A 265-nucleotide genomic window follows, 5' to 3' on the forward strand; every position below is an offset into this window, starting at 1 on the left:
GAATCAGATAAAATTTGCTGACGTGGAACTGCTCGGTTAACGACTCCAACGTCACATTCTGATTGACATTCCGGTCGATGTAGCTGCGGATTTCGGAGAGGAATTCAACTTGACCGTCTGTTTTCGTTAGGCTGCTGTAATATTGCTCCCTTAGAAGGAAGGCCAAAATATCAAGCATGTTGCTTTTGATTCGCAGCTCATAGTAGGGCGGCTTCGTTTCGTATTCACGGATCAGCTCGAATAGCGCTCTTTCCAGGTAGGCGGG

General features: G+C 47.2%; 1 pseudogene. It reads right to left on the reverse strand.

The annotated features are described in order from the left end of the window. Positions 1-265: pseudogene (locus KVT27_RS25015) on the reverse strand (hypothetical protein); the annotation flags it as partial.

This window comes from Lysinibacillus sp. GbtcB16 (genome assembly GCF_019091145.1).
In the GTDB taxonomy this organism is placed as follows: domain Bacteria; phylum Bacillota; class Bacilli; order Bacillales_A; family Planococcaceae; genus Lysinibacillus; species Lysinibacillus fusiformis.